The sequence below is a fragment of the Candidatus Omnitrophota bacterium genome (assembly GCA_040755155.1).
In the GTDB taxonomy this organism is placed as follows: Bacteria; Hinthialibacterota; Hinthialibacteria; order Hinthialibacterales; family Hinthialibacteraceae; genus JBFMBP01.
This window is the reverse complement of sequence record JBFMBP010000073.1, coordinates 1-26,864: the sequence shown is the minus strand read 5'-3', so window position 1 is coordinate 26,864 and position 26,864 is coordinate 1. Positions and strand designations below refer to the sequence as shown.

The 26,864-nt window shown below is 48.0% G+C and carries 25 protein-coding genes; 7 read left to right on the top strand and 18 right to left on the bottom strand.

Going from position 1 to position 26,864, the window contains the following annotated elements:
- Nucleotides 1–294: 294 nt before the first annotated feature.
- The 3 genes from AB1656_09540 to AB1656_09530 all read right to left on the bottom strand — a co-directional run bounded on the left by AB1656_09540 (nucleotide 295) and on the right by AB1656_09530 (nucleotide 3,473).
- Nucleotides 295–1,791, bottom strand: a complete 1,497-nt coding sequence (locus AB1656_09540) for a tripartite tricarboxylate transporter permease (GenBank protein MEW6235616.1) — start codon at nucleotides 1,789–1,791, stop codon at nucleotides 295–297.
- 97 nt (nucleotides 1,792–1,888) lie between these two features.
- Complete coding sequence (locus tag AB1656_09535; GenBank protein ID MEW6235615.1) at nucleotides 1,889–2,380, bottom strand: tripartite tricarboxylate transporter TctB family protein; 492 nt, start codon at nucleotides 2,378–2,380, stop codon at nucleotides 1,889–1,891.
- 154 nt (nucleotides 2,381–2,534) lie between these two features.
- The gene (locus tag AB1656_09530; protein ID MEW6235614.1) at nucleotides 2,535–3,473 is read right to left on the bottom strand and encodes a tripartite tricarboxylate transporter substrate binding protein; all 939 of its coding nucleotides are present in this window, start codon (nucleotides 3,471–3,473) and stop codon (nucleotides 2,535–2,537) included.
- Between the two features lie 206 nt (nucleotides 3,474–3,679).
- Here AB1656_09530 and AB1656_09525 point away from each other — a divergent pair, with 206 nt between their 5' ends.
- A complete protein-coding gene (locus AB1656_09525) occupies nucleotides 3,680–4,402 on the top strand; it encodes a DUF1080 domain-containing protein (GenBank protein MEW6235613.1) in 723 nt (240 codons plus the stop codon).
- Between the two features lie 225 nt (nucleotides 4,403–4,627).
- Here AB1656_09525 and AB1656_09520 read toward each other — a convergent pair whose 3' ends face one another.
- Complete coding sequence (locus AB1656_09520) at nucleotides 4,628–6,562, bottom strand: hypothetical protein (GenBank protein MEW6235612.1); 1,935 nt, start codon at nucleotides 6,560–6,562, stop codon at nucleotides 4,628–4,630.
- 405 nt (nucleotides 6,563–6,967) lie between these two features.
- Here AB1656_09520 and AB1656_09515 point away from each other — a divergent pair, with 405 nt between their 5' ends.
- From AB1656_09515 to AB1656_09505, 3 genes are all read left to right on the top strand, one after another.
- Nucleotides 6,968–7,207, top strand: coding sequence for a DUF433 domain-containing protein (locus AB1656_09515; GenBank protein ID MEW6235611.1), 240 nt, complete (start codon nucleotides 6,968–6,970; stop codon nucleotides 7,205–7,207).
- Nucleotides 7,204–7,554 carry a DUF5615 family PIN-like protein gene (locus tag AB1656_09510; GenBank protein MEW6235610.1) on the top strand — a complete coding sequence of 117 codons (351 nt, stop codon included), beginning with the start codon at nucleotides 7,204–7,206 and terminating at the stop codon, nucleotides 7,552–7,554. The genes AB1656_09515 and AB1656_09510 overlap by 4 nt, the downstream gene beginning before the upstream one ends.
- 238 nt (nucleotides 7,555–7,792) lie before the next feature.
- Complete coding sequence (locus AB1656_09505) at nucleotides 7,793–9,544, top strand: SUMF1/EgtB/PvdO family nonheme iron enzyme (GenBank protein ID MEW6235609.1); 1,752 nt, start codon at nucleotides 7,793–7,795, stop codon at nucleotides 9,542–9,544.
- Nucleotides 9,545–9,675: 131 nt separating this feature from the next.
- Here AB1656_09505 and ruvX read toward each other — a convergent pair whose 3' ends face one another.
- The 5 genes from ruvX to AB1656_09480 all read right to left on the bottom strand — a co-directional run bounded on the left by ruvX (nucleotide 9,676) and on the right by AB1656_09480 (nucleotide 13,324).
- Complete coding sequence (gene ruvX / locus AB1656_09500; GenBank protein ID MEW6235608.1) at nucleotides 9,676–10,101, bottom strand: Holliday junction resolvase RuvX; 426 nt, start codon at nucleotides 10,099–10,101, stop codon at nucleotides 9,676–9,678.
- The gene (locus tag AB1656_09495) at nucleotides 10,094–11,110 is read right to left on the bottom strand and encodes a radical SAM protein (protein MEW6235607.1); all 1,017 of its coding nucleotides are present in this window, start codon (nucleotides 11,108–11,110) and stop codon (nucleotides 10,094–10,096) included. The genes ruvX and AB1656_09495 overlap by 8 nt, the downstream gene beginning before the upstream one ends.
- The gene (locus tag AB1656_09490; GenBank protein MEW6235606.1) at nucleotides 11,107–11,490 is read right to left on the bottom strand and encodes a four helix bundle protein; all 384 of its coding nucleotides are present in this window, start codon (nucleotides 11,488–11,490) and stop codon (nucleotides 11,107–11,109) included. The genes AB1656_09495 and AB1656_09490 overlap by 4 nt, the downstream gene beginning before the upstream one ends.
- A 35-nt stretch (nucleotides 11,491–11,525) precedes the next feature.
- Nucleotides 11,526–12,338, bottom strand: a complete 813-nt coding sequence (rnc, locus tag AB1656_09485; GenBank protein MEW6235605.1) for a ribonuclease III — start codon at nucleotides 12,336–12,338, stop codon at nucleotides 11,526–11,528.
- 290 nt (nucleotides 12,339–12,628) lie between these two features.
- Nucleotides 12,629–13,324: an STAS domain-containing protein gene (locus AB1656_09480; protein MEW6235604.1), complete on the bottom strand. Its 696-nt coding sequence runs from the start codon at nucleotides 13,322–13,324 to the stop codon at nucleotides 12,629–12,631.
- Nucleotides 13,325–14,004: 680 nt separating this feature from the next.
- Here AB1656_09480 and AB1656_09475 point away from each other — a divergent pair.
- Nucleotides 14,005–14,685, top strand: a complete 681-nt coding sequence (locus AB1656_09475) for a hypothetical protein (protein ID MEW6235603.1) — start codon at nucleotides 14,005–14,007, stop codon at nucleotides 14,683–14,685.
- A gap of 180 nt (nucleotides 14,686–14,865) precedes the next feature.
- Here the strand turns inward: AB1656_09475 and AB1656_09470 are convergent, their stop codons facing one another.
- The 3 genes from AB1656_09470 to AB1656_09460 all read right to left on the bottom strand — a co-directional run bounded on the left by AB1656_09470 (nucleotide 14,866) and on the right by AB1656_09460 (nucleotide 21,900).
- Nucleotides 14,866–15,906 carry a hypothetical protein gene (locus tag AB1656_09470; GenBank protein MEW6235602.1) on the bottom strand — a complete coding sequence of 347 codons (1,041 nt, stop codon included), beginning with the start codon at nucleotides 15,904–15,906 and terminating at the stop codon, nucleotides 14,866–14,868.
- A gap of 14 nt (nucleotides 15,907–15,920) precedes the next feature.
- Nucleotides 15,921–18,797: a DNRLRE domain-containing protein gene (locus tag AB1656_09465; protein ID MEW6235601.1), complete on the bottom strand. Its 2,877-nt coding sequence runs from the start codon at nucleotides 18,795–18,797 to the stop codon at nucleotides 15,921–15,923.
- Nucleotides 18,798–19,143: 346 nt separating this feature from the next.
- Nucleotides 19,144–21,900 carry a vitamin B12-dependent ribonucleotide reductase gene (locus tag AB1656_09460; GenBank protein MEW6235600.1) on the bottom strand — a complete coding sequence of 919 codons (2,757 nt, stop codon included), beginning with the start codon at nucleotides 21,898–21,900 and terminating at the stop codon, nucleotides 19,144–19,146.
- Nucleotides 21,901–22,523: 623 nt separating this feature from the next.
- Here AB1656_09460 and AB1656_09455 point away from each other — a divergent pair.
- Nucleotides 22,524–23,288, top strand: a complete 765-nt coding sequence (locus AB1656_09455; protein MEW6235599.1) for a tetratricopeptide repeat protein — start codon at nucleotides 22,524–22,526, stop codon at nucleotides 23,286–23,288.
- Between the two features lie 86 nt (nucleotides 23,289–23,374).
- On the opposite strand, the gene AB1656_09450 is transcribed toward AB1656_09455, so the two are convergent.
- Nucleotides 23,375–23,998: a hypothetical protein gene (locus tag AB1656_09450; protein ID MEW6235598.1), complete on the bottom strand. Its 624-nt coding sequence runs from the start codon at nucleotides 23,996–23,998 to the stop codon at nucleotides 23,375–23,377.
- Between the two features lie 437 nt (nucleotides 23,999–24,435).
- Between AB1656_09450 and AB1656_09445 the strand changes: the two genes are divergently transcribed.
- Nucleotides 24,436–25,533, top strand: a complete 1,098-nt coding sequence (locus tag AB1656_09445) for a sialidase family protein (protein ID MEW6235597.1) — start codon at nucleotides 24,436–24,438, stop codon at nucleotides 25,531–25,533.
- A 12-nt stretch (nucleotides 25,534–25,545) separates the two neighbouring features.
- Here AB1656_09445 and AB1656_09440 read toward each other — a convergent pair whose 3' ends face one another.
- The 5 genes from AB1656_09440 to AB1656_09420 form a co-directional block, all read right to left on the bottom strand.
- Nucleotides 25,546–25,716, bottom strand: coding sequence for a hypothetical protein (locus tag AB1656_09440; GenBank protein ID MEW6235596.1), 171 nt, complete (start codon nucleotides 25,714–25,716; stop codon nucleotides 25,546–25,548).
- Nucleotides 25,717–25,844: 128 nt separating this feature from the next.
- On the bottom strand, nucleotides 25,845–26,051 hold the full coding sequence (locus AB1656_09435) for a type II toxin-antitoxin system Phd/YefM family antitoxin (protein MEW6235595.1): 207 nt from the start codon (nucleotides 26,049–26,051) through the stop codon (nucleotides 25,845–25,847).
- Between the two features lie 10 nt (nucleotides 26,052–26,061).
- A complete protein-coding gene (locus tag AB1656_09430; protein MEW6235594.1) occupies nucleotides 26,062–26,310 on the bottom strand; it encodes a type II toxin-antitoxin system RelE/ParE family toxin in 249 nt (82 codons plus the stop codon).
- A gap of 106 nt (nucleotides 26,311–26,416) precedes the next feature.
- Nucleotides 26,417–26,644, bottom strand: a complete 228-nt coding sequence (locus AB1656_09425) for a hypothetical protein (protein MEW6235593.1) — start codon at nucleotides 26,642–26,644, stop codon at nucleotides 26,417–26,419.
- A partial coding sequence (locus tag AB1656_09420; GenBank protein MEW6235592.1) for a PIN domain protein occupies nucleotides 26,641–26,864 on the bottom strand: 224 nt, incomplete at its 5' end. The genes AB1656_09425 and AB1656_09420, both read right to left, overlap by 4 nt.

Below are 26,864 nucleotides of genomic sequence, written 5' to 3'. Positions count from 1 at the left end.
AACCCAAATGGGGTTGTATTTCAAATCAATTAAATTACATCTATAGTAACTTCATTAAATCGCTTCCACCCCATTCTGTAAAGACTCCATTCACTTTTCTACTTCATAGGGCTGACCAATTACAAATATTCTTGCTGGTTATTAAATATTTATTAGGGATTCTACTTCGAAATCGCCGACCCAGAGGGCGCGCCTTTGCCCGATCTGCGCTGCGCCTTGGATCGGGCGGAGTGAGTTTTTGCCGAAAAACGGGACAATAAGGATCAAAATCTTTTGAGCTAGAGTAATTTACTTTCATTCCCGCGCCGCGCCCGTTTCGCCCAACGGCTGGCGCTTAAGTAGGCCGAACAACACCGTCCCGAACGCCAAGACCAGCATGACGGCGGAAATTTTGCGGGTGAGGAAGTTCATTAGATTGAAATCGGGAAGCAACATCGCTTGGCCCAGGTTGCGTTCCGCCATCGGTCCTAATATCAGCGCCAGTACTACCGGCGAGGCGGGAAATCCCCCACGCCGCATTCCGAGTCCCACGCCGCCCATAACGATAGCCGTTCCCACGTCGAACATACTGCCTTTGATGGAATAGGCCCCGATAACGCTGAGAACGCAGATGATCGGCAGCATAATGCTTTTATCCAATGTAATAAGCCGCGCCAGAAAACGCGCCGCCGAAAGCCCCGCTATTACCATTACGATATTGGCGAAGATCATGCACCCAAAGATGGGATAGACGGTTTCGGGATGATCTCGGAACAGGCTGGGGCCGGGTTGCAGGCCTTGAATGGTCAACGCGCTCAGCATCACGGCGGTGACGGCGTCTCCCGGAACGCCCAGCGTCAACATGGGAATCATCGCCCCGCCGGTCGCGGCGTTATTGGCCGCTTCGGAAGCGATTACGCCTTTAGGATCGCCTTGGCCGAAGCAGTCGTCCTTCCTGGCGGCGCGCTTGGCTTCGTTGTAACTTACGAAGGATGCGATATCGCAACCCGCGCCAGGCAGGCTTCCTACAAAAGTTCCGATCAAGCTGGAACGCAGGTAGGTAAACCAATACTGCGAAATCTCGAGCAAAGAGGGAAAAGAAAATTGCAGTTTGGGGATGGCGACTTTCTCGCTTACTCTTTGCGTAATCTCTTCGAAAACTTGCGCAAAGGCGAACAAGCCAATCAATACGGGAATGAATCCCACTCCATCCAGCAGTTCGTATTGTCCAAACCAAAAGCGCGGAACTCCCGCCGTTGGATCTACGCCCACGGTAGCGATCAACAAGCCAAAAATTCCGGCGAGAATGCCCTTGACCGGATCGTTCCCCGATATGGTTACGATCATGCTCAATCCGAAAACAGCCAGAGAGAAATATTCGTAGCTGCCAAAACGCAGCCCAAAGCGCGAAAGGTAAGGGCTGAGAAACGTCATAATCAATGCGCTTGTCAATCCTCCAATGAAACTAGCCAGGGTGGACAGCGTCAGCGCCCGCCCCGCCTCCCCCCGCTGCGTCATGGGAAATCCGTCCAGCGTCGTAGCGGCGGATGCGGGCGTCCCTGGAGTGCAAATTAGAACGGCGGTGATCGATCCGCCGTAAATTGCGCCAACGTAAATGCCGATGAGCATAGCCATGCTCCCCTGCGGCGTCAGGTCTAGGCTCAGGGTAAAGGGCAATAGCAGGGTTACGCCCATCGTCGCCGTCAGTCCCGGCAATGCGCCAATGACAATGCCCGCGAGTACGCCGATGGCGGCCATGCCAAGAGAAGCGGGATCTAGGGCGAGGATGACATTGTCGAGAAAGGTATTCATGGAGGATAATTCTTTAACCTAAAAAAGGCCGTTGGTTTTCATTGAATTTCTTTTACGAACTCCGAGTCTCTAACCACTAATCGCTGTTTTCAAAAATTCATTCCGGCTTCGCTAACAAAAGCATTCTAATCCATCCCCATTCCGGCGTTTGAACGTCGAGAATGGTCATAAAGACGAACGCGATTGCATACGCCGTACCCATACTCCACGCCGCGATGCGTCCAATTTTTCGTTCGCCCAGATAACGAATCATGAAAACAAGGTAGATCGCTGTAGAAAGGAAATACCCCAGCAGCGGAATGAAAAACGCATAAGCGGCCAATGCGCCGAAAGCAATGGCGATAGTCATTTTTCCCCGTCGGCTGGACAGAGTATCCTCGCCAGACAATCCTGTTGTATCCGGTTGTTTAGATCTGATAATCAGAAACAAACTAAAAAAGGCTAACAATCCCGTCAGCAGCCGGGGGAAAAATTGCGGACTGACTCCGCTCTCATGCCGGGTGAAGGTAAACGTCTCCCCATATATCAGCCCGGAAATCGCCAAAATACCCAATCCAATTAAAGAATCCTTCGATAATCGCATCTTCATGGTTTTACGCCGATTGTGTTGTTGTAAATTCCCTCGCCCTCTGGGAGAGGGCTAGGGTGAGGGAATTATAAGTATAATCATATCAACCCTCACCTAACCTCTCCCAATCTTGGGAGAGGGATTTGAAAATCAACATATTCAAAGGTGATTGGTTTTACAACCCTAGTTCGGTGATCAAGGCGGCGACGTCCTCCGCTTCCTTTTGCATATACTTGGAGAAATCCTCACCGTTGCGGTATTTCAATCCCATCAACATCCGTTTGGCCGCCGCTTGAAACGACGGTTGATCGTAGGCTTGCTTGAAACCATTCGCCAACTTCGCAGCGATATCGTCCGGCGTTTCTTTATGAACCGCCAGCCCCCGCCAAGTGCCGTGGACGAGTTCTATGCCCTGTTCCTGCATCGTCGGAACCTCCGGCATATCGGCGAAACGCTCTTCGCTCATGATGCCTAGGCAGCGGAACGTTCCTTCGCGAACGTACTGCTCCACTTCGGCGGGGCTGACGGCCACGGCCTGGATATGCTTGCCCAGCAGCCGCGTCACGGCGGGCTTGGCCCCGTCCAGCGGAATATGGGTGAAACGGACGCCGGTCATATTTTCCAATTTCACCGCTCCGATATGCCAAACCGCTCCCGGTCCCGAATTACCGACGGTAATCTCCTTGGGATGCTCGCGGGAGTAATCGATGAGTTCCTTCAGCGTCTTCCAGGGCGAATCGGCATGGATAGTAATCGCTCCCGGATCCTCGTTCAATTGCAGCAGCGCCTTGTAATCGCCGGGACCGATTTGCGCACGATTTAATGGTTTGTAAGAACACAATTCATACGTAACCATCGTGACGGTATACCCGTCCGGACGCGCCTTCATTCCATAGATATGCCCCACTGTCCCGGCGCCGCCGTCGCGATTGAGAACATTGACGCCCACGCCGAAAATCTTCGCCGCCTCTTCCGCCATGATGCGCGCCAGCTGGTCGGTTCCCCCTCCGGCTGCCCAAGGAACGACGATGGTAATCGGCCTTGAGGGAAACGACGCCTCTTGCCGGACGCAGCCAATCAACAGCAACGGCGCAATAAGCGCGAAATAACGCATGATGAACCTCCCCAATGCGCAGAATAGTAAAGATGGAAGTTGCGAATTTTCCATCACTATACCATCGACTATCCTATCCGCAGAAGAGACAAGACAGCCCCGCCGCTAGACTAGACAGGCCAGGCGCAAACGGGCTTAATGAAACGCTGAAAGCGAACGCGATCGTCGTTCGCGGAAAAGAACAAATCGTTATCAGGAGGATGGCAATGAAGAGTATAGCGTTTTTCGGATTGTTCTTGGCGGCCGTCTTGGCCGAGGCGATTATGCCTGCGCTGGGGCAGCAGGAAGGCCGATCCTTTCCCACCAACAAACCGGCCAGCGAACTGAATGTCCTGACAGATCAGGAAAAAGCGGACGGTTGGCAATTGTTGTTCAATGGAAAAGATATCGAGGGCTGGGAATTCGACCGCGATGGAATATGGGAAGTGGAAGACGGCGTTATTATTAGCAGCAACGGAACCACGCACCTATTCACCAAGAAGAAATATAAAAACTTCATTCTCTCTTGGGATGTCTGCGCCTATGACGTCGCCGTTCCCAAAAAGCGCTTCGGCAATTCCGGCGTCTTCGTGCGCGGCGTCAAAGCCGATTCCGCTTTCCCCAAAGGCTACGAAGTCCAGGTCGATCCCTACGACGTAAAAAATCCCACTGGCGGCATCTATGGACGCGCTCCTGGAAACTTGTTGGTTGAAGACGGAAAATGGAAGCCTGAAGCCTTTTTCGAAGTTCATGAAGGCAAATGGATCAATCAAAAAGTTTCCTGCGAAGACAATCACTTCAAGATTTGGATCAACGGCAAATTGACGCTGGATTGGGAAGACGAACAAAAAGCGTTTCCCGATGCGGGCTATATCGCCCTCCAGAACCATCACGTCACTGACGTCGTCCTTTTCACGAATATCAAAATCAAAGTGTTGGATAAAGAATAGAAAAACAAATGATGAGTGATGAATGATGAATGATGAAAAATTGTAGGATGGGTCGCGTTTTTTGATCCATCAATAGTAGAACCGTAGGGTGGGCTCAAAGCGAAGCGTAGCCCACCATTATCTCTGACGGGCGGGCGCCAAGGGCATGTTTTTTATACCCTTGAATTTCCCGCTTGTAAATTAAATGAATCAAATCGGGCGCGGATGAAAAATTCTCCGCGCCCATTATTTTTTCACCTTATACAGAACTACCAATCCCGGTTTTTCCGGATAGGCGTCATAGACCGATTCGAGAATCGTTCCTTTCGATTTCTCATGCCACTCGTACAGCATCTCTCCTAATGGCCATCCCAACGCCCCATATCCCATCGTCAGCCGGTTTAGTTCCGAGCCATTATAAATTACATGCGTCACGGTTGGCGGCAGTCCGTTTTCCAGCGGATGACGATTGAAAACCGTTGGCGCAAGGGCGTTGAAATTCGCCCCGAATGTCTGCGCCTCTCCGACAAAAAGCACATCGCCGACTTGTCCTCCATCTTCGATAATCTGGTTCAACGCCGCAATGGCGCGGTAATGGGGCAATTGCCGCTGCAAGTAATTCGTTTCCATAATCGGCGCAAAGAGATAACCCGCCGTTTCGTTTGTAATGATAAATATAGAGGCATACCAGATTTGCAAAGCGGCGGTCAATACCACCGCAGCCCGCGCGAATCGCTCGGCTCGCGGTTCTTGAATCCAGGGAAAAGCGTAAACCGCCATCAACGCCAAGAGGGGCAGCAACGGCGCCAGAAAACGGTCGTTGCGCTGCGTCAAAAAGAACCATGCGCTATAAGCGCCCGCCAAAAATAGCGCCGCACGGAAAGCGGGATGATCCCGCCGCGTTTTGAATAGCGGCGGAATTCCCAACAGCCATTGGCAACTGAAGCCCAGCGCCGCCGAGGATTCGCCAAAGACTTTTTGCAAAGGAATGGCGAAAAAATTCGTTATTCTTTGCGTCCCTGTTTCCACGGCGGGCGAGTGCGCCGCTTGGAACAAATCCGCGAAGATTTCCGGCGTTCCCCCGAAAACCGGCGTCAATAAAGGATAAAAGGGATTATGGTACAACGCCAAATTCCGCACTAACCAGGGCGCGAACAGAGCTAAGCCCGCCGCCAGGATCAACGCTAGAGGCCGAAGTAAATCCCAGCGCCGCACGAGGAGAACATCCATCGCCGCCATGGAAAGAAAAGGCAGCAACACGGCCAGGATGGCGATATACTTCGCGCCTAAGGCGAATCCCAGAGCCGCCGCCGCCATATAGGCGTCCGCTCCCAAACCATCTCTGCGATATCGCTCGTAGGCTAGCAACAAAACGGCGGCGCTGGCCGCGAGCGCCATGTCGATGTTGGCGTCGACGATAAGGCGCAAGGTCATGCCCGTCGATAGAAATATCATCGCCGCCAGGCAGGCGTAAGAATCCAAATTCCACCGCTCGCACAAGCGCGATAACGCCAAAGCGGCGATCAAAGCGAAGAGCAGATTGATGACCGTGCACCCTGCCGCGTTGCCGGAGGCTAGCGGCCAGAGGTACAGCATTTCCACATTCATGGGAAATCCCGCGTATACGTTCAACGGGAAAGCCTGCCAGCCTCCCGTCTTCAAATACTGCTGCGGGACGGGCAGATGATACTCATGAGCGTCATAGCCCAAAGGCGGCAGCAGCGCCGCCGCCAACGCCAACAGGAGCGCGAGCAGCAGCAAAACGCGCTCGATCGTCCAGCCCTCAAAAGAAGGAAGGGAAGACCAACTTTCCGCCACATCCCGCAACTGGCGCTTCCACCATCCCCAATGCAGAAAAAGCATAAGCGCTGAAACGCCAATCAAGACGCCGGGATAGCCGATGCGCAGCGTCAACAGCGCAAATCCACAGCCGCTAGCCAAAACGAAGGAAAGAAACAATCCGTAAACGAACCTGTCCGCTTCTGGAATCGCTTCCGCTTGCGGCAGACGCGCCAGCAGCCGCCGGGCGGGCGCATAAAACGCCAACAGTGGCAGCGCCCCGGCGGCCAGCGTGCGCAAATGCAAAGCCGGACCAATCAAATATTCCGCATGAGTGCGAAGAAAAGCGGCCAGCAGAAACAAGGGAAAGAGAATGGGGAGTTTAGAGGAGAAGAATTTCATCGTTTCCTGGTCCGGGCGGCGGATTTTCTTGAACGAGAGCAACGCCTGTAATTCCAGCCATTATTATTATGCCCGATGGCGAGGCTGGGCGGCAAGGGCAAGATTTATCCGCCCGTGAGCAAACGGCGAACGCGCTCCCCTATCTTGCGATAAGGAGTTCGTTCTGGTACTTTTATGAGCAGGCGGGATGGGCCGCGTTTTTTGACCCATCGTTTTCGATGGAGGTTGTTATTGATGGATTAAACGGCGCGACTTCATCCTACGCTGCTTTTTGAACAGGTTTTACCACTTCTATTGCGAGTCGATCAACCCGGTTCATAAGCAATACGAGCAAAGCGGAAAGAAATTGTCTTTTTCCGGCTGTTTTTGAAGATAAAATGAATTGATATATAGGAGGAGCAGAAAATGAATTGGATCGATCGCATCGAACAACGGCCTGACGTGATGCTGGGCAAACCTGTAATCAAAGGAACGCGGATCACTGTGGAATTGATCCTGGAAACCTTAGCGGAAGGAACGGCGGAGACCGATATTTTGGCCGCCTACCCTCGTCTGCAGGTTGAAGATATCCAAGCGGCGTTGGCTTTCGCCGCCGCTTCGCTATCGACCGAAAAAACGCTTTTTTTACAGGAAAAAGCGGGATGAATATCCTGGCCGACGAAAATATCGAAAAAGCTATGGTGAATTGGCTTCGAAAAGAAGGATGCGATGTTTTGTGGGCCGCCGAACAATTCGCGTCATTTTCCGATCGTCAATTGTTGGATCATGCCGCTTCCGCCTCTCGCATTCTTCTGACTCGCGACCTGGATTTCGGAGAATTGGCGTATCGTGAAAAACGCGCCGCTTTCGGCATTATTCTTCTCCGTTTGCCAGCCAAGAATCAGTGGGAACGTTTAAACTTGCTGCGTCCCTGGTGGCCCGAAATTCAATCCAACGCTCAGGGAAATTTTCTCGTAGTTGCTAAAGATCGGCTTCGAATTCGTCCTCTATAAACGTTTATGGATTGTAATCCGGCGTCAACGGCGAACGCGCTCCAGTATCTCGCGATAAGGATTTCGTTCTGTTATTTTTATCGACAGGCGGTTTCAGTGACCGCATTTAGATATTATGGATTGGCGTGGAGAAATTGGAACAATGTCCTGTCCCAGGATATTTTGAAGAAATTCAATTAGAGGATTTCGTCTTTTTTAGCCGTTATGTCAGATTTGCGAAATGAAAGGCGGATTAGACATGGATAAGATACTTGAGATTGCATCCAACATATCAACTCCACTGGGTATAGCGGGGATCATCGCTTGTTTTCTTTCTTTTATTATTAAAATAATTATTTCAAAACCGATTTTCCCAAAACTGTCAAGAACAGGTGCTTTTGATACGTTTAAATTATCGATCGACCGATTATTTTATTTATCTATAATTGCTGTCGTTTTAGGTTTTTTGGGGTATGCTTTAAAACTTTACTTCGTTGAAGCGCCTAAAAGTAAAAGTGAAATAGTCTTTTCCGAATTGAAAGAAAAACTAGGGATTTTTAAAGAAAATTTAGATTCTTTTAAAGAAGAAACAAACCAAAAATTTGATGCTCAAAAAGAAGAAGCAAATAAAAAATATGATGTTTTAAAAAATGAAGATACTTCGCTAAAAAATGAAAACACTTCTCTTAAGAATAATCTTGCTTCTTTCAAAGAAGTAACAAACCAAAAGTTTGATGCTCAAAAAGAAGAAGCAAATAAAAAATATGATGTTTTAAAAAATGAAGATACTTCGCTAAAAAATGAAAACACTTCTCTTAAGAATAATCTTGCTTCTTTCAAAGAAGAAACAAACCAAAAATTTGATGCTCAAATAGAAGAAACAACTAAAAAATATGAATCTTTAAAAAGTGAAAATTCCTCTCTAAAGCAAGAAATTAGTTATGTTAAAAGACAAGTCAATCTAATAATATCTCATCAAAGATCTCAGTTGAAACCACCTTCAGATGAAGCTCGAAAATTGTCTAAACAAATCCCTGATGATGCGAGTCCGTATGAATTAGCATTAAAGGCCATAGCGGAAGAAAGATATATTGATGCTAAAGCTCTATTAGAAAAAGCAGAGCGAGAAATTAATAAAGATGCTCAGAAAAATTTCTTTACACTAATCCCGCCTCCTACTCCTACTCTAAAAGAACAAATTACCTTTCCAACAAATGCCCCGAATCCTGAATCGATTATTCCTAATCCCATTCAATCAATCTCATCCCCTGCGCCAACACAACAAACGCCAATAAAGGAATTAACAATCCATCTTCCCCAAAATATCGATATGACTTTCGTTTATATTCCAGCGGGGGAGTTTATGATGGGACATGGAAAAAATGAAAGAGATATTACGGAAATGCGGACTCCGCCACATAAAGTAACGATATATCATGAATTTTATATTGGTAAATATCTTGTCACACAAGCGCAATGGCGAGCGATAATGGGGGATAATCCCTCTTATTTTAAAGAAAAACCAAACAATCCAGTAGAACAAGTTACTTGGTATAGTTGTAAATTGTTTATTGAGAGGTTGAATCAAATGGATAAAGGAATATTCCGTCTGCCTTCAGAAGCTGAATGGGAATACGCTTGCCGAGCTGGTACTACAACGTGGTTTTATTGGGGGGACGATCTTGAATATAAAGTAATCGACAAGTATGCCTGGTTTGGAGGAAACAGCAATGGAACTACGCATGAAGTGGGATTAAAAGAACCAAACCGGTGGTGTTTGTATGATATGAGCGGTAATATTTGGGAATGGTGTGAAGATGATTGGCATTTTGATTATAATGGCGCTCCAAATGATGGCAATGCATGGATAAGTTATCCACGTAATATTATTCGAGTAATTCGAGGTGGTTGCTGGGCTGGTGATGCATCTGTTTGTAGGTCAAGTATTCGGTACAACTCCCCGGTCGATGGGAATAATGATATTGGATTTCGTCTCGCTCGGAATTATTAGCCCTTATACCTTTTCCGTGCTAAAGGCGCGGAGTTTTTTTGAATCATTATATAAAGGGTAAAAGAAGACAAGGATGATTTCGATTCTTTATCCTGCAAATCCTGGCCATCCCGATTTAGACAAAAAAAACCTCACCCCCGCGCCTGCGAATCGAGGTAGCCTTGCAGCATCCAGGCCGCCGCGGTTTTGTCGATGACCTGTTTCCGCTTTTTGCGGCTGGCGTCGCCTTCCAATAACGCCCGTTGCGCGGCGTGGGTGGAAAATCGTTCGTCCCAGTAGCGCACGGGAATTTCTATGCGTTCTTTTAGGCGTTGGCCAAAGGCTTTTGCCTCTTTTGCCATATCCCCCAGCGAGCCGTCCAGCCGCTTCGGCAATCCCATCAAAATTTCGCTTACGTTCTCCTGCTGCACAATATCGGCGAAGGTTTGCAGCAGCGCTTCGTCGCCGCTCCGTTCCAGCGTCCTATACGGCTGCGCCGTAATTCTCAGCGCGTCGGACAACGCCAGGCCGATGCGCTTGGTTCCATAATCCACGGCGAGAACGCGCCCGTTATTCATCGTCATCCTCCCAGAATAACGGATGGGAGGCTCCCTCGCCGCAGCGAAAGGTTCCCCGCGCCTGCTCTTCCTGGCGAGCGATGGCGATAGGGTATCCTAACTCTTGTTCCCAGCAGCGCAGGTTGCGCCGCTCTGCTCCGGTGGTAATAGAAACGTCGCGGGGATGAATGACAACCTCGGCGCCGCCTTCGCGCCGCAGGACGGCGAGAATGGTTTTCTGCGCCAGTTGCGATTCCACTTCATGACGCAGGGCGGGATGCCACGGCCCCGCCGCGACCTTCTCCGCTCCGTCCCCCCGATCGTCGGATAACGCCAACCCGATGCGAGCCACGTCGATTCCCCGCCGCAGAAACGCCGCATGAGCATAGGCGCATTGTTCGATGGCTTCCTCCAAACTCAACGGTTGATATTCTCCGCGCAGAAACATTCGTTCGAGGCGGGTTTTCTTCAAAACCAGCGTCGGCGCAATGCGCACGAAATCGGGGCGTAAGGCCGCCGCTTCCTGAACGGTTTGCTTCCACGAATCGAAATTTTGTCCCGGCAAGCCGCACATCAGATGAATCCCTAACTTAAAGCCGCAGCGCTTCACCCGCTCGCAGGCGCCGCGCGCTTCTACGGCGTTATGTCCCCGTGCGCTTTTCTCCAACACGGCGTCATCCAGAGATTCCACTCCCAGTTCGATAGTCCTGATGCCCTCGCGCTTTAAGAATGCCAGCGTATCGTCCGGCAGCCGGTCCGGGCGCGTGGACAGGCGCAGCCCAAGCACGTTCGCCCGCTTCAGGTACGGCGCCGCCTCCGCGAAACAACGCTTCATCTCTTCTTGCGGCAAAGCGCTGAAGGTTCCGGCGTAGAAGGCGATCTCCCACGTCTCTTCCGATTCGTCGATGGCGTGAAGGCGGGATGACCACGAGGACCGTTCTTCCGCCGCTCCGACCACCAGCGATTGGTTGCAATAAACGCAAAGGCTGCGGCATCCTTCATTGGGAATATAGAGAGGCAGGATTTTCATAGATTTTGAATTTTTGATTTTTGATTTTGAATTATTTTTTCTTGCGTCGATTTTACAATGGAAGTCAAAATTCGTAAAATCGTATCTGATTCTTCAAGGTATGGCTCAATTTTATTTTCGATAACCAGATTTGAATCTCTTATTAATCTCAGCCAATAATTACACTCCCTGGCTTCTTTTGAAGCAATTGACATCTTAGATAAAAAATCAGCTCGGCTTTGCCCTGCAAGCGCTTCTTCGACATTAGCGCCAATACTGGTTCCAGAACGGAGCAATTGTTTGGATAAAACAAATTCTCTTTTCTCAACCATAGATTGATACAATCGATTGATTTTCAAAGCAAATTGATAACTTTTTTCTTTAATAAGGTTTTCTTTCATTGTTAATCCAAAATTAAGAATTAAGAATTAAAAATTCATAAAAAGTCGATATCCACGCCGCTTTCGACTAGCCGCAGGGCGTCGGCGGCGGCCTGTTTTTCCGCTTTCTTTTTGCTTTTTCCATCGCCGACTCCAATCCGTTTCTTGCGGACGAAAACCTCGACGACGAAATCTTTGTCGTGATCGGGACCGACGGCGGATATCATTTTATACGATGGCAGGACGCCGAATTTCTTCTGCACCTGTTCTTGCAGTTTGGATTTATAATCGACGATGCTCTCGCCCCGCACCGCTTTTTCGATTTCTTCCTCCAATTCGTCAAGAACGAAGCGCTTGGACGCCGCGATGCCGCAGGAAAGATGAATCGCCCCCACAATGCTTTCGAAGAGATTGCCCAAGATGGAAAAGCGGGTACGTCCTCCCGTCTGCTCTTCCCCTTTGCCCAACAGCAAGAATTCCCCTAAGTTCAATTCGATCGTCCGTTGGGCTAGAATGCGTTTGCTGACGACGATGGATTTGATCTTGGAAAGTTGGCCTTCCCTCAAGTGGGGATAATGGGTATACAGCAATTCCGTTACCGCAAAGCCCACGACGGCGTCCCCCAGAAATTCCAATCGTTCGTTGCCGAAATTCTCGCAATCCTCCTGCTCGTTCGCATAGGAACTATGGCATAACGCCAGATGCAGAAGAGCGGGATCCATATCGTCGAATCCCATGCGCTCCGCCAATTCCCGCATTTGCCGGATTCGATTATCGTCCAAAGACGCGCGTTGTTCGGTGATCGCATCGTTCATGATTTTTCTTCTCGGCGCCGCCCGGCAAGGAAGAGATTGCATCGGAGCGTTCATTCATTGTTAGCGTTTTTAGAGTAAAAGAGAGCCGGAATCCTCGACGTTGAAAATACGCCCTCTTTTATCCAAGCGTTTTTAATAAGAAAAAAAACGCCGCTATCGGACTATCGATTTTTATGGGAAGAAATGGAGGAGGGACTTCCTGCCGCCGGATCCGTATACTATCTCGGCCGCGGCGGGACGCCTCTTCTACATTTCCGCTTCAAAGTCAACTATGCGCAGAACAGCCGGATGGGCCGCATTATTTGACCCATCGATTATTCTAAATGCCATCTTTTGAATTAAACCTACTCCGCATCCGCCAATAATAATGCGGAAACAGCGATATCGCGATCGGTGAAGATTTTGGCGCCGTCGTCGAATTCGCTTTCCAACAGCGCTTTTTCCAATCCCGTTTCCGGTTTGACGAGGATGTTGGTTTTAAATCCAATATCGTTCGCCATTTTCAAAACGTTCAACAACATGCCGACGCCGGTTTTGATAGGATACGTGGTTTGACTCATATCCAACAGGATGCGCGTCCTGGTTCCCGGCAGGTCGCGAATGACGGATTCCAGCCGAATGGCCGATTCGATGTTGTATTTTCCCGTCATCTTGATCGTAACGATGGCGCCCGCTTCCGATGTTTCGATCTTGGCGCTGTCCTCAAAATAACTTCCCGAACGCAATTTATTGACGATATCCTTCTGATCTTCGGACAGGATTCTCACATGAAACAGTCCCTTGCCTTCCGTTCGATTAATATGGGCTTCAAACGTTCCCGGCGTTTTTCGAATCTCGTCCGCTTTGAATTCCTTCCCGTCCCAACCTTCCGGCACGGGCATCATCAATAATGTCATTCCTTTTTCGATTTTCCAAGACGTCCTCAACTCCGCATGGAAGCCTTTCCGGAAAATCATAGAGGCGTAAAAAACCGCTCCCGATTTATCGTCCAGGCAAACATGCAGTTTCTTGGAATTGTCATCCGTTAAAGGTTTTCCCATCGATCATTAGATTCCAAAGATTTTATGGAATGGCTTGCAAGCGCTCCCAATGAAACATTCTCTCCGCAATTATATACGATTCTTGTGACAATGAAAACGAATTCCGCTGTTTTTTGACGGAACTCCATCCGTAGGATATTTCATTTTTTTTAACGCATTGAAATAATTCTCGCTTGCGAGGGGAAAAAAAGAAAGTCTAGCGCGCAGGAAGCGGCAAGAAAAAAATCGAAAAAAAATGATTGACGATCAGTCGAATTTTCTGTTAACATATAGCGTAATATTCCGCTATGGAGAATGTTTATGCGTTTGAGGTTGGGGACAAACCGGCTCCAGGATTCACGGTTTACGAGGCGATTTACGGGAATTTCCCGGTTTTTCCCAACAGCTTTGCGCGCGCTTCGAATATCCTAACAACGGCAAGAGGAAGGGGGCGCCGATCCGGAGCAGGAATGAAAACGATTCCATTTTTTGCGTCCACGGCTTTTCCAAAAAAACCGTTTTTGAGCCTTGACGTTGAGTTAGGGATATGTTTTTTATAATGAGCGGTTATATAGAAATTCGATTATATTTCTCAAATTTACGAATTGAACGCATGAAACCACAAATCCATTAATGGATTGCATTCATAACTCACCGGAGAATAACGAGCGATGGGAATCGAAAAGGGGGTACGGTAAAGGATGTCCATTTTGGCAATCACTCCCAGCAAGCCTCGAAAGCGCCGCAAAGAATCGCCCCAAGAATTCTTTCGCAGGAACCAGATCAAAGAACATCTTATTAGCCAATGGAAAATCGATCCCAAAGTCGCCAATACGTTCGCCAGAAAGCATTCCGCCTTGCCGATGGAAGGCATCATTCACTCCATCGGCAAACTGGTGAATTATTTTCAGAATCTTCACATCGGCCACTACGGGTACCCCATCGACGCCAAAGTTCTCAGCGGCGCCTTGTCCCACAGCCTCCGCCGCCTCGCCCGCAGCGAAAAGCCCCTATCGGAAAAGCAGCTGAGTTACTTTCTCCAACTGGCCCGCGACGAAGTGGCCAGCAAGATGACCACCTGCTACGATCCCGGTTCCGCCAAGGAGCGGGAGAAAGTGATGTCGCCGCTGAAACAGGCGCTGGTCTACGAAGAAGACGAAGCCATGCGCAAACGGCTGCTCTTCATCTACACTCTGTTCGTCAAAAAAGGGATGCGCCTCGCCAAAAATAAAGTCATCCAGGCCTGCGCTTCCGACGAGAGGCTCTTCCCCCATCGCCGGGTGGTGGAAGACGCCATCGAAACCTTGCGCGGCGCCTACGAAGCGCTCGGCTTTCTGAAAGGCGAACTCTTCATCACGCCGGAGTATCTTTCGATCAGTTAGGTAATTGGCGGACTGCGTTTCGCTTTGCACTCGCTCTGCGCAACTTTAATGCTCCGCCAGCCGGGAGGTAATAATGGGAATAAGCGAAAAGCGTCATACAACTGGAACCTGCAAGCAAAATTAGCGGGGCATGGCGTCTCCGCCATGCCCCGCCGTTGCGCCCAACGCGCTTCGCGCGGCTTACTTGTGGATGTTTGCTCCCTCCACGTTGGCATAGAGGTCGCTGATGTCCCAGATATGTACATTCGAACCATTGACGGTTAAATATCGGCGTCCATCGGGGAAAAACCTTATAATTATATCGTTTCCATATGGATCATTTTTTGATCTTCCTTTTGTATCCGGATATGTTCTTTCAATTTGGCCTGTCTCGTTATTGAGAATCATTCTTGGGGAATATATTCCATTTCTATTCAATCCCCCAATAACCGAATATTTTTTATTGCTTGATATGTCTAATGAATTTACAAATTCTGGAAGTCTCAATGAAAATTCCTTTATGATTTCACCTGTATCAACATCTCTAATGTGTACTATCTGCCCTGCATTTGACAATAGCCATTTTACATCCGCAGATAGGGAAGATGTTTCCGAAGAAATCATTTCTATTATTTTCTCATTGTCTAAATCAATTGTAGTAAAAGCGCCAATGCCCTGAACATATAGCCGCTTGCAATCATGCGATAATTTTATATACTTCATGTAGTCCAATGGCAAATCGTATTGATGTACCTTGTTACCTGTTTTAACATCCCATAGTTCAACAAATCCCTCGCTATCGGCGGTTAAAAGTTTCGATCCATCGGGCCAAAATTCCGAACAGTTGATTCCGCCTGTATTGGGAAACTTAATTTCCTTGCGGTGAGAATACGTATAGGATTTTATTTCGAATAATATTTTACCGGTTCTTGCGTCGATGATTTTACCCTGATATTCGTAATCGCCAACAAATAAATAATTGCCGTCCGGCGAATAGGCGATATTGCTTATGTACGAATCGCCATCCCACAAGACGCTTTCTTCTCTGGCGAGTGCAGACGCAAACGATTTTAAGGATAATAAGCCCAAAGCGAAATTATTTCCGTCTGGCGAAATCACAGCTCTTGGGAAATTGTAAGTACTATCCGGGAATGCAATTGTGTACATTGGTTCGGCGAAAACATTCGGCGACGTCATCAATATAGTCAAAAATGACATCTTTACGATATTTATTTTTTTCATGATTATTCTCCTTTTTAATTTGTCAATTTAATAAAAATAGGATTTTCGTTAACTACTTTATAACTATCACTAAGATTATCATCCGTGATTGTTATGGTCGTTTTTCCAGTCGGAGTATTGGGTTGTACATTAATCGTATAATTTCTCGCTTGAAGCGCTGGCGGACTTGCATCGAAATTGAATTGAAAGGCAGCGCTGGCATAACCGCTATAAACGCCGTCTATTACAACCGATCGCGATTCGCTTTCGAAAGTCCAAAAATTAGTATCAAACTGAAATCGCCACACGGCAACCCATAAAACGTTCGAATATTGCGAAGGCGGATTTAAATCCTTCCATGCGCAAACTCCCGTTAAATGATTGCCTATATATGATCGATAATACGGCGTAATCACTTTAAAATTGTCGTCTTCAAATCCTAACGTCGAACCCGTAAATAATTCATGCGCCACTTTGCGGATTTTCCTGTCTACGGCATTGTTGTTGATCTTGACTTGCATGCCCGTATCATCGCCATTATAAGGATGTTGATAATATTGATAGTCTTTCCATCCTATTCCGCGCAATAGAGAGCCATCATTATTTCCATGAAGGGCATGAATCAAATTCGCGCGTAGATAATACACGGCCTGAGAATATTCGCTCATGCCGTTCGCGGGAGCATATATATTCCCCCATGTTGGGCTAAAACCAAATTCCGTTATTGAAAAATTGGGTAAATAGCCCTCCCCATCGCAAATATCAAATAATTCCCTCAATCGGCTAACCATATCCGTTTCCGGCTTATCTACCGGCCCAATTTTAAATTCTGGACTATACTTACCGGTATAGAGGTGAATGGCTAAAGTATCCGGCAATAAATCGTTGCTATTATTTCCTTCTTGCTGGCATTTTTCGATAAATCCCCGAATAAATTCACCTGGACTACCATATTGGTAGCTTGAACCAAACGATAAAAACCCATGTTGACTTATTGTACCCCCGCTGATAATCTCAACTTGATTCCCCCATGATTGTTGCTTGATGCTTGATCTAGCCGCCAGATAATAATCAGCGAAACGCCCCCCATCCGCCTGTGAACCATACCACCATGGTGGTGGCGGCGTACTCCACCAAACTCCTTCTTCTTCGTTACCTAATTCTATGGCTGCCACTTTGTAGAAATCACTACTATTAATATATCCCATTCTTGTAATTATGTTAGATGCATAATCATTGGCAGAGGAATAGCTATATACGCCTGTTTTCGCTGGAAATACACAAATTACTTTTTGATCACTTTCGATTCCGCTAAAATACAACGGTATTTTTGTTGAAGGATTATCTTCATTCCCAATAAAGTAGCGAAAAATTTTGAATCCATCGGCATCCGCATTTGCGGCTCGATTGGCAACAGATATATCATGATATTGAGCGCCGATATCGCAGCCAAATACTTTTTTGTATGAGACCGTGAGTTTAGGCCTATACGCAACCGTTGTATTATCGCATGTCGCAATGTTTGTGACATTCGATCCCGATGTATCAACAACTCTCTTTAATATAGATCCTCGGTAATACGTATGGTTCACCGTATTGGAGTAATGCGATTTGAATATTTGTGGAACAGGTATTTCAATATCGCCGCCTACAAATGGCGATATATAAGGAATTGTAACCTTCGGACTTGCGTAATGCCAATCTTCAAAGTAACCGCCTAATGTTGTCCATAATGAATTATTCGCTTTATTATACCACGTTACATACATGCCGTCCCAATTCTCTTTTACTTTGTGAAAACGGAAATCATCCGATGCCGAATTGGAAATAAGGTGCAATGATATTTTAGCATCGGTGACGGTAATGCCTTCAGGCAAGAGAGCGGATGAATTGCCCACATTAAAACCAATAATAAACCGATCTTTATAACTCATTGAAACCGATGTTGCGCTGAAGTAATTCGTACTTTGATTTTCATAATCGAGAAGGGAATCGACGATCAAGTTCTGGGATTCGAACACCATACTCGGATCGATGACCACATCCCCATCCGGGGCATCCGCCAAATCTCCCAGCCGCGCCGACATCTCCGCAACGCCTGCGCCTTCTTGGCTGAGACGCCATTGCTGGGCGGTTTGGATAGTTATCGAGCGATCCTCGATGGGGTCGCCTTTGGCATCGAGAATGTAAGTTTCTACCGGGCGCAGTTTTTGAATGGCCTTGCCGTTCTTTTCGAAGTACAGCGGCTGATCTACGCTGATTGGTTCGGCGTAGAGGTCGCGCGCTTCCCCGTTTTGCATGGGTTGGCTGGTTACGAGCGCTTGCGGGATTTCGAAACGCGCCGTTAGGAATTCACCGGCGTCCAATGCTCCCGCTTTCGTCTGCGCTCGCAAGTTCGCCATCAACGCTTGTTTTACTTTTACATCCACCTTGAGAATATCGTGGATATAGCGCACTGTCACGTCCACGTTGGGCAGAACCTCAGACCAACGCACGCTGTCGCCCACGACGCTGATATTTTCCCAGTTTAGTATGTCTAAATCCAGCGGCTTGAAGTTTGCTCCCCGGCCTACGCCTAGTCCGGCGAAGCGGTAGGTGAAGATGTCGCCCTCGTGGCGCGCTTGAAACGTTCCATCGACACGCACGAAAAGCTGCCAAATCCCCGCCGTCACCTCGTAATCCCACTCGCCGCTTTTTGACGCGGTGAGGTTGGTGTTGACCAACTCCAGCGCCCCATCCGCAAGTTTGTAATACTTGGGATAAGCGAGAAACGTCATCGTATTCGGCCCCGTTTTTTCCGCGTATTCGGAAACCGGCGCCGGATACGACTCCTGCGTCTGTGCTTGCGACTGCGCCAATGGCGCTGCCGTCAATAGGCAGACTGCGAGCATAATGATACTACAAGTACGCATAAGCATCCTCCTTTGGTGAAATATGTAGTTGTGAATAGCGCCCAACGCGCATTCGCTAAAAGGGATTAAATCTTAAAAATATCAAATTGTCAATAGAAAAATAAAAATAATCAAAAAAAATAAAACATGAATAAGCAACAAATATTATATAAATGTCCTTGAATAGGATCGGTGGGAACACCGGCCATTATGATTATTCATGTTGACTTGCAGGCAAAGATCAGCCATTTTGGAGAGAAATAAATTCCATGCGGAATAGCATAAAACATAGCCTATCGCCATACAAAACAAACGGAGCGGCATTGCCGCCGCCCCGTCTTCATTTCGCGAAAAGCGCTGTCCGTTCTTACGAACAGCCGCTGGTTGCCCCGCAATTCAGGCATTTGTAACAGGCTCCGTTGCGAATCATCATGGCGCCGCATTCGTGGCAGGGAGGCGCGTCGGTCTGCAGCTCGAAGGAGAACATCTTTCCTTCATTGCCCGTTCCCGACATAGCCGCCAAGCCATTTTCTTCCACGCCGTTAGCGAGCAATTCGATTTTGGCCGGCTTGTCACGATTGATGATGCCGATCACTTCTTTTTCTTCGTCGGATAGAAATTTGGAAGCCAACCAGCGGAAAATGTAGTCCGTGATCGATTTGGCGATGGGAATTTCCCGGTTGTTGGTGAAGCCCGCCGGTTCGAAGCGCGTATGGGCGAATTTATTGCAAAGCACTTGCAGCGGCACGCCGTATTGCAGCGTCAGCGACACCGCCGTGGCGAAATTGTCCATCAGCCCCGATACGACGCTGCCCTCTTTGGCCATGGTCAAAAAAATCTCGCCCGGCTTGCCGTCGGGATAAAGGCCGACGGTGATATAGCCTTCATGCCCCGCAATGCTGAATTTGTGGGTGATCGCCTGCCGCTCGTCGGGCAAGCGCCGCCGGTAGGGCTTTGGCTCCATGATCGATTCCACCCGCGTCGTCGCCGCTTTATCTTTCTTGCGGCTAGTGTTCAGCGGTTGCGTCCGTTTGCAACCGTCGCGGTAGATGGCTACAGCTTTGAGGCCCAATTTCCAGGATTGGATATACGCTTTTTCGATCTCCTCCACCGTGGCGCTGTTGGGCAGATTCACGGTTTTAGAAATGGCGCCGGAAATGAACGGCTGAACCGCTCCCATCATGCGAATATGCCCCATGTAAGGAATGGTTCGCGCGCCCTTGGCCGCCTTGAAGGCGCAATCGAACACGGGCAGATGCTCCAGCTTCAAATGGGGAGCGCCTTCAATGGAGTCGTGCGCATCGATATAGTCCACAATCGCTTTGATCTCATCCGGCGGATAGCCCAGCTGCTTCAACGCCTTGGGTACGGTATTGTTGACGATTTTCAATGTCCCGCCGCCCACCAGGTTTTTGTATTTCACCAGAGCGATATCCGGCTCCACGCCAGTGGTATCGCAATCCATCATGAAGCCGATCGTTCCCGTCGGCGCCAAAACCGTAACCTGCGAATTGCGGTATCCGAACCGCTCCCCTAACTGATAGGCAACATCCCAAACGGATTTCGCTTCCATCAACAAATCGGCGGGAATCCGCGTTCCCGCGATCTTTCGGGAAGCCTGGCGGTGCTTGTCAATAATCCTCAACATCGAATTCCGGTTATTCGGAAAGCCCTCGAACGTTCCGACGGTCTCGGCGATGCGGGCGCTTTGGGCGTAGGCTTCGCCCGTCATCAACGAGGTAATGCAAGCGGCGTAGTCGCGCCCCTCGTCGCTGTCGTAAGGCAATCCCGTCGCCATTAGCAACGCCCCCAGATTGGCGTACCCCAACCCTAGGGAACGGAAGATATGGCTGTTGCGGTCGATTTTCTTGGTGGGATAGCTGGCGTTGTCGACGATGAATTCCTGCGCGCTGATCAGGATATCCACCGAGTGCATGAATTTCTCCACTTCAAATGTCCCGTCTTCCCGCCGGTATTTCATCAGGTTCAACGACGCGAGGTTGCAAGCCGTGTCGTCCAAAAACATGTATTCCGAACAGGGATTGGAAGCGTTGATGCGTCCGGAATGGGGACAAGTATGCCAGGCGTTGACCGTCGTGTCGAACTGCATCCCCGGATCGCCGCAGATATGCGTTCCTTCCGCAATCAAGCGCATAAGATCGCGCGCCTTGTGGGTTTCGCAGACGCCTTCCTTCTCCACAAAGCGGGTAGCCCATTCTCCATCTTTCTCCACCGCTTCCATGAACTCGTCCGTAACGCGCACGCTATGGTTAGCGTTTTGGAAAAAGACGGAGCCGTACGCCTCGCCGTTGAACGAGCCGTCATATCCCATATCGATCAAAGCCCATGCCTTTTTCTCTTCATGCGCTTTGCACTGGATGAAATCTACAATATCGGGATGATCGGCGTTCAAGATCACCATTTTGGCCGCCCGCCGGGTTTTTCCGCCGGATTTGATCACTCCCGCAAAAGCGTCGTATCCCTTCATAAACGAAACTGGCCCTGACGCCGTGCCCCCGCCGTGCAGCAATTCTCTGGAAGAACGCAGCGGCGAAAGATTGGTTCCCGTCCCGGATCCGTATTTGAATAACATGCCTTCGGTTTTGGCCAGGCTTAATATCGAATCCATCGTATCTTCAACGGAATTGATGAAGCAGGCGGAACATTGCGGATCGTCTTCCACGCCGCAGTTGAACCATACCGGGCTGTTGAAGGAGGCGTGTTGATGCAAAAGCAGGTAGATCAATTCGTCATGGAAGGCGTCCCGGTCTTCCTTTGCCGTGAAATAATTCTGCGTCTCTCCCCAGGAAACGATGGTATTGACTACGCGCGAAATCAGCTGCTTTACGCTGCGCTCTCTTCCCGGAGTGCCCAACGCGCCTCGAAAATACTTGGAGACCACAACCTTCGTCGCCATCTGCGACCAGGCCGCAGGGAATTCGACGCCTTTCTGTTCGAAGACGATTTCCCCTTTGTCTCCCGTAATGACGGCGTCCCGTTCTTCCCATTCCACTATGGAGAACGGATCGACGCCTTCTTTGGTATATACCCGTTTGAATCGCAATCCTTTCTCCTTCGCTCCACACTTTTTTCCGTTTCCCTCAATCCTGGTCTGCGGTTCCATTACAGGTACCGCAAAACTTGTTTCAGCAACAGCCATCGCCTGTCTCCTTCCCTCTAATGCGAAGAACCCGTCCATTTCATCGAATTATTTTAACCCTACTCGATAACTATTTGTAGTGGGGATTATGAAAATATACCCTATATGTTGTGCAGTCAAGAGGAAATTTAATTTTTTTTAAATTAAATTTCCTAAGATAGTATTTCAAAAAAATCTTAAATCCATTCTCCCTATCGACCCTCGATGGCTAAGATGATTTATATTAATAGGTTATCGTTGACCCTCCTTTATTTCCCCAAAAGAAAAGATCGTTGCCGGTAGGATTATTGAAAACATCGTATTTAGAAGGAGGATTTTAATTGGGGAAAAATAGAGTTATCCCGAATATCGCTTTATCGCAACATAATGAATAGACCAACCGTAAGCAACGACACATTTATCATTATTTAACTATAATATTATTTTATTATGAATTATATAATTTAGCAAATTGTAATATTATAATTGATGCGATTGTAACGATTGGATTATTTATCCTCTAGTATTGCGATCATTATTACATTATAATAGGTGTAATAGGCTGGTATTTATTCGGCGTAAGGAATTTCCGGAGCGAACAACCAATCATGTCGCAAGGAAAAGCCAGAATCCTTTTCGAACAAGGAATGACCCACTTCCACAATAAGGATTACGAAAAAGCCGTTACCTTTTTCGAAGAATCGATTCTCGAAAGTCCTGAAAATGTGGAAGCGCTCTATAATCTTTCTTGCAGTTATGCGCAACTTGGCGATAAAGACAATGCTCTGGTCTATATCGATCGGGCGTGCCGCTTGAATCCCGAATGCTCCGATTGGGCGAAGGAAGATCGGGAATTCGACGGAATGCGCAACAATTCCATCTTCAAAAATATCATTTCTTCTCATGATTTGGTTCTGCCTAAAGAACAAGTTGAAGAAGAGGAAGAGAGCGTTGAGCCGCAAGCCGCCGAACCATCAGACGAGGAATTCGAGGAGTTTGTCCCAGAAGAAATAACATTTAAGAAAACGCCGTCCGAACCGCTCCCCAACCTCAATGACGGACGTCACGCCGTGTTGGCCCCCGTCATTGAAAGCGATTTGCCTCCCTGTCTGCGTTGCGACGGCGTCGTGATCGCGGAAAAACGCTCTCTTATCAATCCTTTGGTCGGTTTAGGCGTAGTTTTTCTTGGCATCTGTTTTTCCACTACGCTTTTTCTCACGTTTTGGGGATTACTGGGCATCCCGATCATATCGGGCGGCCTTTATATTTTCACTCGCGTCAATATAGTATGGGTTTGCCAAAATTGCGGGGCTAAAGGCGCCGATTGCGGCCAACCCAAATCGGCGCCTCCCCCCGACGCGGAAAAAATCTAACGCCATTCAAGAGTACACAAAAGAATAAAGATTATTCGCTATCGGCGGAGCTCGCCACCCTGCATATTTCTTTTATCCTGAACCGCTTAATCCTGTATCGGCGTATTATCTTTTCGGCTTCCAGGTTTTCCCGTCAGATAAACGGCCATCGCTTCCCGAAACAAACGTTCCCCGCTATAGGAAATATGGATTATAGCGTGATCGTTTAAGAAACGCTGAAATTCCTCTTTTTCCTTACGGTTATCAAGAGGAAAAATACGCACCCGCACAACGGGCCGCCTTCCTTTCGCAGCGGGAAATTCCCCTAAAGGACTTTCTTTCAAGCATTCCCTCACGATTTCGATGCCCCGTTCGATAGACCGCCGCGCCGTGTCTTCATGCACTCTTAGCAACTCTCCAATACGCTTCTGCGTTAGACCCGCATTCAGATAGAGCAGAAAACACTGCCGAGTCGTTCCGTTCAACTTGCGTTCTGCGATTTGCTGGATAATGCGAATCCGATTCGTTTTCTCGTCGTCGGAATAAAGGTCGATTCTTTCGTCCATCAATTCGTTCCATTTCAATGTTTCATGCAAGTTGGCCAGCGTACTCGGATCCCAAGGCGCCTCTCTCCAATTGCGTTCCACCGTAATGTCTTCCAACAATGTTTCCCATTCCTGCGGTTGCTTCTCTTCTTCGTTTTTATGCACTAATTCGCTCTCTCGTCTCATGGATTAAAAACTCCAATCTCAGCGTCGATTTTTCGCCATCCCAATAGGATTGGACGAAATTAGGCATAACGTAATACTGCAAATATGGCGCCAAGATAGTGAACGCATGTTCATTCGATGCCATGTTCGAGTGGCAAGGGCAAGGTTTTTTCTGCCCTTAACTACTCCCATTCAACCAGAAGATGAAGTTTTGTAGTATTAGATGAAGGAAAGGAAATGCAATAAATGCACTGGGAAAATTTAGTAACGATTGAGGCTCTTGCAAAATTAATGAAATCCATCTTTAATTCTCCCCCCAAGCTTGGGGGGAGTTAGAGGGGGGTTGATTTTAAAGGACTTACGTCAACCCCCTCCTAACCTCCCCCAAGCTTGGGGGAGGAATAAAGGAATTTTGCAAGAGGCTCGATTAATTGAACTTAACAAGAAGGGATATTTCCATGACATTTCTCTCCGTCGTTTTCCTTATCTCATTCTTAAACCTATGTTTTGCGGAAGAACCAGCGCCGGGCAAACCTTTTTGGACGATGGTCTGCCCCCCCTCTCAAGACAATCCCCGCAACAGCGAAGGCGATATAGTCGTTTTGAAGGATGGGACGCTGCTCCTGGCCTGGAGCCGCTTCACCGGCTCGGCGGATCACGCCAGCGCCGTCGTCGCCGCGAAAAAGAGCCAAGACGGCGGCCTAACTTGGGGCAATGAATTCATCCTGCAGGAAAACACTGGCATGCAGAACGTGATGAGCGTATCGTTTTTACGCTTGCGGTCCGGCGCCATACTTTTTTTCTATTTGCAGAAAAACGGCCCTGACGATCTGCATTTATTCGTTCGCAAATCCGCTGACGATGCCAAAACCTGGACATCTCCCATTAAGGCTTCCACTCAGGCGGGCTATAACATCATGAACAACGCCCGCGCCATTCAATTATCCACGGGACGAATTCTCGCCCCCATCGCCTTCACGCCGGATATTTCCAAGGATTACAACAATCAGGTGGATTTCTGCTATTATTCCGACGACGAAGGGGAAACGTGGAAAAAAGGCAAGGGCGAAGCGGTTCTGGAAGGCTCTCCCGCGATGGAGCCGGGATTGGTGGAAATGAAAGACGGCGTCGTCATGATGATCATCCGCACGAGATTGAACCGCATTTATCGCGCCCTCAGCCGTGATGGCGGCGAGACTTGGAGCCAGCCGCAAGCCACGGAACTAACGGCCCCCGCCTCGCCCTCGACGATATCCCGCATCCCCCAAACCGGCGATCTCCTTCTCGTCTGGAACAACAATCCCCTAGGAGACAAAGCAGGTTGGCGCGGACGCTCGCCGCTGACCGCCGCCGTCAGCCGCGACGAAAGCCAAACCTGGGAACATGTTAAAAACATCGAAGACGATCCCGATTCCTGCTACGCTTATACCAGCATAACATGGTTGAACAACCGCGCTCTCCTCACCTATTACCACTGGCGCAAAGGCGAACCGAATTTCCAAATGACCGGGTTGGTTTTCCATTCGATTCCGGTGGGTTGGTTTTATGAGAAATAGAATTAGAGCGTCTCAGGATTGGGTAAATACCATTCTCTGGTTGTTTGTCAGAATCAGGATGGCCAGGATTTTAAGGATTTTCAGGATAAAAAAATCCCGGGCATCCTTTAATCCTGGATATCCAGATTCAGACAATGTCATCGCTTTTTGACTAATTTCCTCAATAGCTAAGTCTTCATCCATTCCTTGCCGCTATTTCGTATAGTCGAAAGGTTCTCGCTGGATAAGAGCAATAAAGCGTTCGGCTTCAATATCGCCAAGGTTTTCCGCTAGGATTAGCAATCCTTTTATTTTTATTTCCGTATCAGTTATCAAGGCAATATTTCCTGCAGCTTCTTTTTGACCTCCGATAAATCGATGGTCGGAGCGTCTTTTTCGAGTTCTTTGGCTTCGCGCAAGCAACGCAGGTCTTCGTAATCTTCCAAATCCTCTTGGATCTTCAGAAATTCATCATACGGCAAAACGGCGAATTCCTTTTTTCCGTCTTTCTCGATGATTTGCGCTTTTAAGATTCCCATGACATTCTCCTTATTGGTAGGCTTCACCACGATGCCGTATGCGGTAAATGATAATGGTTTGTCCTACCACATCGAATAAAGCGCGATAATCGCCTACCCGTAATCGATATTCTACGCTAAAATTCGTTAAGCGTTTCACATCTCCATTCAAATTTATCCGCAACTCCTCGATCTTTTCGAAAATCCGAGATTGATTTGTCGCCGGGAGATTTTTCAAGTCCTTAACGGCTTTTGGTTTAAATTGGATATTATATATCACACCATTTTCTAATTCTGGTAAAGTAAAGGAATTTTGTTCATCGCCGGATTCGAAGATAAAGCGTATTGTTTGATCTTTCTATAATCTTACCCGAAAAAGCTCCGCCTTACGTCAATTCGGCGGCGCTGCTTGATTCGGCGTTTTTTATTTTTAAGGCCATCGCTTTTTGACTGATTTCCTTAATAGAGAAGTCTTCATCCATTCCTTGCCGCCATTTCGTATAGTCGAAAGGCTCTCGCTGGATAAGAGCAATAAAGCGTTCGGCTTCAACATCGCCAAGATATGCCGCCAGGATTTGCATCCCTTTTATTTTAATTTCCGTATCCGTTATCAAGGCAATATCTCCTTTACGAATGCTATTGGATCAAGGATATATATAAATTCAATTTCGATCTGTTTTTTTAATATTTTATCATCCGTAGTCAGAAAATACTCGCATTTAGTTAGAATGGCGCAGGCGAGATGCAACGAATCGATTTTTTGCAAACCCATCTGATTTATAGAAATTGCCCTATCAATCACCTCTTTTGTCTCGTGAATATTACTTATTGCAT

What these genes read in the sequence shown, in the direction of transcription:
- AB1656_09540 (MEW6235616.1), bottom strand. Translation starts at nt 1,791, where the DNA reads ATGAATACCTTTCTCGACAATGTCATCCTCGCCCTAGATCCCGCTTCT.
- AB1656_09535 (MEW6235615.1), bottom strand. Translation starts at nt 2,380, where the DNA reads ATGAAGATGCGATTATCGAAGGATTCTTTAATTGGATTGGGTATTTTG.
- AB1656_09530 (MEW6235614.1), bottom strand. Translation starts at nt 3,473, where the DNA reads ATGCGTTATTTCGCGCTTATTGCGCCGTTGCTGTTGATTGGCTGCGTC.
- AB1656_09525 (MEW6235613.1), top strand. Translation starts at nt 3,680, where the DNA reads ATGAAGAGTATAGCGTTTTTCGGATTGTTCTTGGCGGCCGTCTTGGCC.
- AB1656_09520 (MEW6235612.1), bottom strand. Translation starts at nt 6,562, where the DNA reads ATGAAATTCTTCTCCTCTAAACTCCCCATTCTCTTTCCCTTGTTTCTG.
- AB1656_09515 (MEW6235611.1), top strand. Translation starts at nt 6,968, where the DNA reads ATGAATTGGATCGATCGCATCGAACAACGGCCTGACGTGATGCTGGGC.
- AB1656_09510 (MEW6235610.1), top strand. Translation starts at nt 7,204, where the DNA reads ATGAATATCCTGGCCGACGAAAATATCGAAAAAGCTATGGTGAATTGG.
- AB1656_09505 (MEW6235609.1), top strand. Translation starts at nt 7,793, where the DNA reads ATGGATAAGATACTTGAGATTGCATCCAACATATCAACTCCACTGGGT.
- ruvX (MEW6235608.1), bottom strand. Translation starts at nt 10,101, where the DNA reads ATGAATAACGGGCGCGTTCTCGCCGTGGATTATGGAACCAAGCGCATC.
- AB1656_09495 (MEW6235607.1), bottom strand. Translation starts at nt 11,110, where the DNA reads ATGAAAATCCTGCCTCTCTATATTCCCAATGAAGGATGCCGCAGCCTT.
- AB1656_09490 (MEW6235606.1), bottom strand. Translation starts at nt 11,490, where the DNA reads ATGAAAGAAAACCTTATTAAAGAAAAAAGTTATCAATTTGCTTTGAAA.
- rnc (MEW6235605.1), bottom strand. Translation starts at nt 12,338, where the DNA reads ATGAACGCTCCGATGCAATCTCTTCCTTGCCGGGCGGCGCCGAGAAGA.
- AB1656_09480 (MEW6235604.1), bottom strand. Translation starts at nt 13,324, where the DNA reads ATGGGAAAACCTTTAACGGATGACAATTCCAAGAAACTGCATGTTTGC.
- AB1656_09475 (MEW6235603.1), top strand. Translation starts at nt 14,005, where the DNA reads ATGTCCATTTTGGCAATCACTCCCAGCAAGCCTCGAAAGCGCCGCAAA.
- AB1656_09470 (MEW6235602.1), bottom strand. Translation starts at nt 15,906, where the DNA reads ATGAAAAAAATAAATATCGTAAAGATGTCATTTTTGACTATATTGATG.
- AB1656_09465 (MEW6235601.1), bottom strand. Translation starts at nt 18,797, where the DNA reads ATGCGTACTTGTAGTATCATTATGCTCGCAGTCTGCCTATTGACGGCA.
- AB1656_09460 (MEW6235600.1), bottom strand. Translation starts at nt 21,900, where the DNA reads ATGGAACCGCAGACCAGGATTGAGGGAAACGGAAAAAAGTGTGGAGCG.
- AB1656_09455 (MEW6235599.1), top strand. Translation starts at nt 22,524, where the DNA reads ATGTCGCAAGGAAAAGCCAGAATCCTTTTCGAACAAGGAATGACCCAC.
- AB1656_09450 (MEW6235598.1), bottom strand. Translation starts at nt 23,998, where the DNA reads ATGAGACGAGAGAGCGAATTAGTGCATAAAAACGAAGAAGAGAAGCAA.
- AB1656_09445 (MEW6235597.1), top strand. Translation starts at nt 24,436, where the DNA reads ATGACATTTCTCTCCGTCGTTTTCCTTATCTCATTCTTAAACCTATGT.
- AB1656_09440 (MEW6235596.1), bottom strand. Translation starts at nt 25,716, where the DNA reads ATGGATGAAGACTTAGCTATTGAGGAAATTAGTCAAAAAGCGATGACA.
- AB1656_09435 (MEW6235595.1), bottom strand. Translation starts at nt 26,051, where the DNA reads ATGGGAATCTTAAAAGCGCAAATCATCGAGAAAGACGGAAAAAAGGAA.